This window comes from Mariniflexile sp., assembly GCF_041583155.1.
Classification (GTDB): Bacteria; Bacteroidota; Bacteroidia; order Flavobacteriales; family Flavobacteriaceae; genus Mariniflexile.
Map to the genome: position 1 here is coordinate 1 of NZ_JBFHGK010000094.1, position 5,143 is coordinate 5,143.

A 5,143-nucleotide genomic window follows, 5' to 3' on the forward strand; every position below is an offset into this window, starting at 1 on the left:
AAAAAAATAGGCGTAACAACTAAATTTAACTTTAAATTTGAGTTGAAAAAATAGATTACCAACTAACCAAAATTATTAATGAAAAATAAAAGATTTAGTATAGGTTCCGATATAGGCGGAAGCCATATAAGTTGTGCCATTATATAAGTAGATAGTGGCGAACTATTAAACAATTCTCTAGTAAGTATAAAAGTATCCAATGCAGAACAAAAGAATTATTAACATTAAATTGGACATTAATAGACAATCTAGCTAATATGAACATGCATTTGAATAAAAAGTCCATGTGAAAGATGTATTTTATTGCGAACTTTATGCAATATTATAATACAACATATTTAAATGACTAAATTATTCAATTTTATGATTAGGAAAGCATACATTTTTAAAGTAGCATTGCTATTGGTAGCAATAAGTTTAACAAGTTGCGGCAGCGCTCAGAAAGATAACACGCCATGGGTTAGTTTACAAGATGGTAATACATTAAACGGTTGGTCTATAATTGGAGGAAATGCCACTTATAAAGTTGAAGATGGCACCATAATAGGGACAACAGTAAGAAACACTCCAAATACATTTTTAAGATCGGATAAATTGTATTCAGATTTTATTTTGGAGCTAGATTATAAAGTAGATTCCTCAATGAATTCTGGTATTCAAATTCGAAGTAATAGCTTTCCTTTTTATAGAGAGGGTAGAGTACATGGGTATCAAGTGGAAATAGATCCTTCTAAACGTGCCTGGAGTGCTGGAATTTATGATGAAAGTAGAAGAGGTTGGTTAAACACTTTAGAAAATAAACCAGAAGCTCAAAAGGCATTTAAGCAAAACGATTGGAACCATTATCGTATTGAGGCTATTGGAGATACCATTAAAACATGGATTAATGATGTTCCAGCAGCGTATCTTATAGACGATAAAACGGCTTCAGGGTTTATTGGGTTGCAAGTACATAGTATAAAAGACCATCAAAAAGTAGGAACAGAAATAGCATGGAAGAACCTAAAAATACTTACCGAAAATTTAGAAAAATATTCTAAAAAATCACCATTAAAACCTGTAATTACAAAAAATAATTTAACAATTGATGAAGTTAAAAATGGCTGGAAATTGCTTTGGAATGGAGAAACTACTAAAGGTTGGAAAGGTGCTAAATTAGACACGTTTCCGGAAAAAGGATGGAAAATAGAAAACGGCGAATTATCAGTACTGTCATCAGGTGGTGCAGAGTCTGCTGCAGGAGGCGATATTGTTACCGAAGCGTTGTTTGGAGATTTTGAAATTTCAGTCGATTTTAAATTAACTAAAGGCGCAAATAGTGGTATAAAATATTATGTTGATACTAATCTTAATAAAGGAAAAGGTTCTTCAATTGGTTTAGAATATCAAATATTAGACGATGCTGTTCATCCTGATGCTAAATTAGGAAACCACGAAGGTAGTAGAACAGTAAGCTCTTTATACGATTTAATTAAGGCTGATGAGAATAAGCCTATAAATCAAATTGGAGAGTGGAATACAGCATTTATTAGTTCTATAAATAACCATGTAGAACATTGGTTAAATGGAACAAAAGTTTTGGAATATGAAAGAGGAAGTGATAAATTTCTAAAATTAGTAGCAGAAAGTAAATATGTGAAATGGCCAAAATTTGGACTTTTAGAAAAAGGGCAAATTTTATTGCAAGACCATGGCGATAATGTTTCATTTAGAAATATTAAAATTCGTTCTATTGATAATAAAAATAACAAATAAGAAATGAGTACAGATAGAAGAGGTTTTTTAAAAAAAGCAACTGCAGGAGCAGCCGGAATTGCATTTAGTGGAAGCTTAAATGCGATGTCTGCAAAAAGTTACTCCAAAATTATAGGTGCAAACGATCGTATACATATTGCTATTCAAGGCTTGGGTAGAAGATACAATGCTTATATGGGAGCTATAGCAGCTAAAGAAAGTAATGTAGAATTACTTTATTTATGTGATGTTATGAAAAGTCAAAGAGATAAGGCTGCAGCATCCGTTTCAAAAGTTTTAAATAATAAGCCTATTTTAGAAAATGATATTAGAAAGGTTATTAACGACAAAAAAGTAGACGCTATTTTTATGTCAACTCCAGACCATTGGCATGCTCCGGGAGCTTGTATGGCAATGCAAGCAGGGAAGCATGTGTTTTTAGAAAAACCATGCAGTCATAATCCGCAAGAAGGAGAACTGTTGGTGGCTTATCAAAAAAAGTATAACAAAGTTGTGCAAATGGGGAATCAGCAACGTTCATCTTTGCAATCACAAGAAATTATAAAAGATATTCACAATGGTATTATTGGTGATGTATATAATGCTATTGCATTTTATACTAGCAAAAGAGGCCCCGTTCCTCACCAAAAATTAGCAAACCCACCCGAAGGATTAGATTGGGATCTTTTTCAAGGACCAGCCCCTCGAAGAGCGTATACCGATAATACTTGGGATTATAACTGGCACTGGTACGGTTGGGATTATGGTACGGCCGAAATGGGTAATAATGCTACCCATGAGTTAGACATTGCACGTTGGGCTTTGCAAGTAAAATATCCAGAACGTGTAGAAGTTAATTCTGGTAAATTCCATTATAAAGATGATGGTTGGGAAATGTACGACACCATGGAAGCAACATTCAAGTTTTCTGACAATAGAACCATTCAATGGGATGGACGTAGCAGAAACGGCTATGATAAATACGGTGCCGGAAGAGGAACACTCATATATGGTTCAAACGGCTCGGTTTTTATAGATAGAGATGGGTATAAATTATATAATTTAAGAGGCGAAGAAATCAAACAAAACTTAGTACGTGGTCTTGAAGATGGAAATGCACTTGGCGGTGGTGGCGGACTTTCAACGCTTCACACAAAAAATTTCTTTGACGCCATTAGAGGAAAAGCTGTTTTAACATCGCCTATCGATGAAGGTGCTATTAGTCAAATGCTAACACATTATGCAAATATTTCGTCCCGAATAGAAAGTTCATTTGAAGTTGATGAAAATACAGGACGTATTTTTAACAGAGAAGCCATGAAATTATGGTCTAGAACTTACGAACCGGGTTGGGAAATTAAATCTGTATAATATTTTAAATTGAACCGATAGTTTAATTTAACGTATCCATGAAATTAGAGATGTATGAATAGAAGAGATTTTGTAATAAAAAGTGGTTTAGCATCAGTTGCCTTAGGAACATCTACCTATGCATTAGGTAATGTGCTAGGTGCTAATGATACTGTAAATATTGGAATAATAGGAACCGGCGATCGAGGTAGTGGACTTATACCAAATATAAATAATATAGAGAATTTTAATGTTGTTGGGTGTTGTGATATTCTACCTTTTCGTTTAGAAAATGGGTTAAGCAAAGTTAAAGGGAAAGCATTAGCTTATAGCGATTATAGGAAATTACTTGATAATAAAAATATAGATGCTATTCTTGTAGCTACTCCGTTTAATACACATTCTAAAATAGCCATAGATGCTTTAGATGCAGGAAAACATGTGTATTGCGAAAAAACAATGGCTAAAGACCATTCAGGTATACGTAATTTAGTAAATAAAGTAAAAAGCTCTAAAGCCATATTTCAAACAGGTCATCAATACCATAGTTCTAGGTTATATAGTCATGTCGTAGAACTTCTTAAAAATGGTGAAATTGGTAAAATACAAGCTTTTGAGTGCCAATGGAACCGAAATGGAAATTGGAGACGTCCTGTGCCTAAACCGGAACTCGAAAAAATTATTAATTGGAGAATGTATCGCGAATTTTCAGGCGGATTAGTTGCCGAATTATGTTCGCACCAAATGGACTTTGTAAACTGGGTATTAGATGCAACACCAAATAAAGTTATTGGTACAGGAGGCGTAGATTATTGGAAAGATGGTAGAGAAACGTATGATAATATACGCTTAATTTACAATTACCCCAACGGTGTTAAGGCACAATTTAGTTGTCTTACTAGTAATGCGAACGAAGGTTATCAAATTAAAGTTTTAGGAGATAAAGGCACCATTGTATTAAGCTATTCCGAAGCATGGTTCCGTCCGGAGAATAACTATGTAAAAGAGCTTGGTAATGTAGATGGCGTATCTGGTGCAACTATGACATGGGATAAAGATAGCAAGGGAATACCAATAAAAGTTGAACATATCGAGCCAAGTGAGCAGGCATTAATGGATTTTAGAATGAATATAATTGACAATAAAATGCCGCTATCTAATATCGTTACAGGAGCTAACGCTGCTACCTGTGTGCAAATGGGATTAGATGCCATGTACAATGAAACCACGGCGTTTTGGAAACCAGAGTATAATGTTTAAAAAACAGACATCTTAAAAAATTGAAGTTAAAAAGAAAGAGTGATTATTTGAGTTTGGCATGTAAAATGAATTTTTATTTATGCTTGTTTTTTGTGCTTTCAAGTATGCATGGTCAAACCGTAACCACAGATTATTATAGCGCAGAGGTACAAACAGCTGCACCACATAATTTAACGGTTGAGTTTATTAGAAACACCAGCACTGTTTTAATTCTGGATACTTTACCAGAATATGGCTGGGTAGTACCTCAGTCGGCAAAAAGTCAATTGTATTATCAAATAATTGTTGCATCTTCAGAAGAAATAATTAATAAAAATATTGGTGATGTTTGGGATAGTAAAAAGGTAAAAGGAAATCATTCTTCAAATATTACACACAAAGGAATTGAACTTAAACAAGGCGAAACTTATTTTTGGAAAGTAAGAATTTGGGATTCAAAAAAGAAACCATCAGGATTTTCTAAATATCAGACTTTTAAAACTGGCGTAAATTCAAAAACGATTACAACCCCTAATAGCTTTCTAATAGATTCTATTAAGCCTAAATTGATAAGAGAAATTTCTAAATCATCTTATTTTATCGATTTTGGTAAGGCGGCATTTGCAAATATGAGTTTTGAATATGAAGCAAAAAAGAATGATACTTTAATTGTCCGTATCGGAGAACAATTAGAAGGACAAAATATAAACCGAAACCGCCAAGGCACTATTCGTTATCAGCAAATAAAAGTTCCAGTGAAAACAGGGAAGCATAACTATATATTGCCAATAACCCCCGACAAAAGAAACACAAAAGAAGG

Annotated in this window: 3 protein-coding genes and 1 pseudogene; all 4 read left to right on the forward strand. The window is 33.7% G+C overall.

What is annotated here, in order from left to right:
• Window positions 1-342: 342 nt before the first annotated feature.
• Window positions 343-1,755: a DUF1080 domain-containing protein gene (locus tag ABYI63_RS17185; RefSeq protein ID WP_372758093.1), complete on the forward strand. Its 1,413-nt coding sequence runs from the start codon at window positions 343-345 to the stop codon at window positions 1,753-1,755.
• Window positions 1,756-1,758: 3 nt separating this feature from the next.
• Entirely contained in the window at window positions 1,759-3,105 is a 1,347-nt protein-coding gene (locus tag ABYI63_RS17190; protein ID WP_372758094.1) for a Gfo/Idh/MocA family protein, read from the forward strand.
• Between the two features lie 54 nt (window positions 3,106-3,159).
• The gene (locus ABYI63_RS17195) at window positions 3,160-4,344 is read left to right on the forward strand and encodes a Gfo/Idh/MocA family protein (protein WP_372758095.1); all 1,185 of its coding nucleotides are present in this window, start codon (window positions 3,160-3,162) and stop codon (window positions 4,342-4,344) included.
• A gap of 20 nt (window positions 4,345-4,364) precedes the next feature.
• A pseudogene (locus ABYI63_RS17200) lies at window positions 4,365-5,143 on the forward strand (hypothetical protein); the annotation flags it as partial.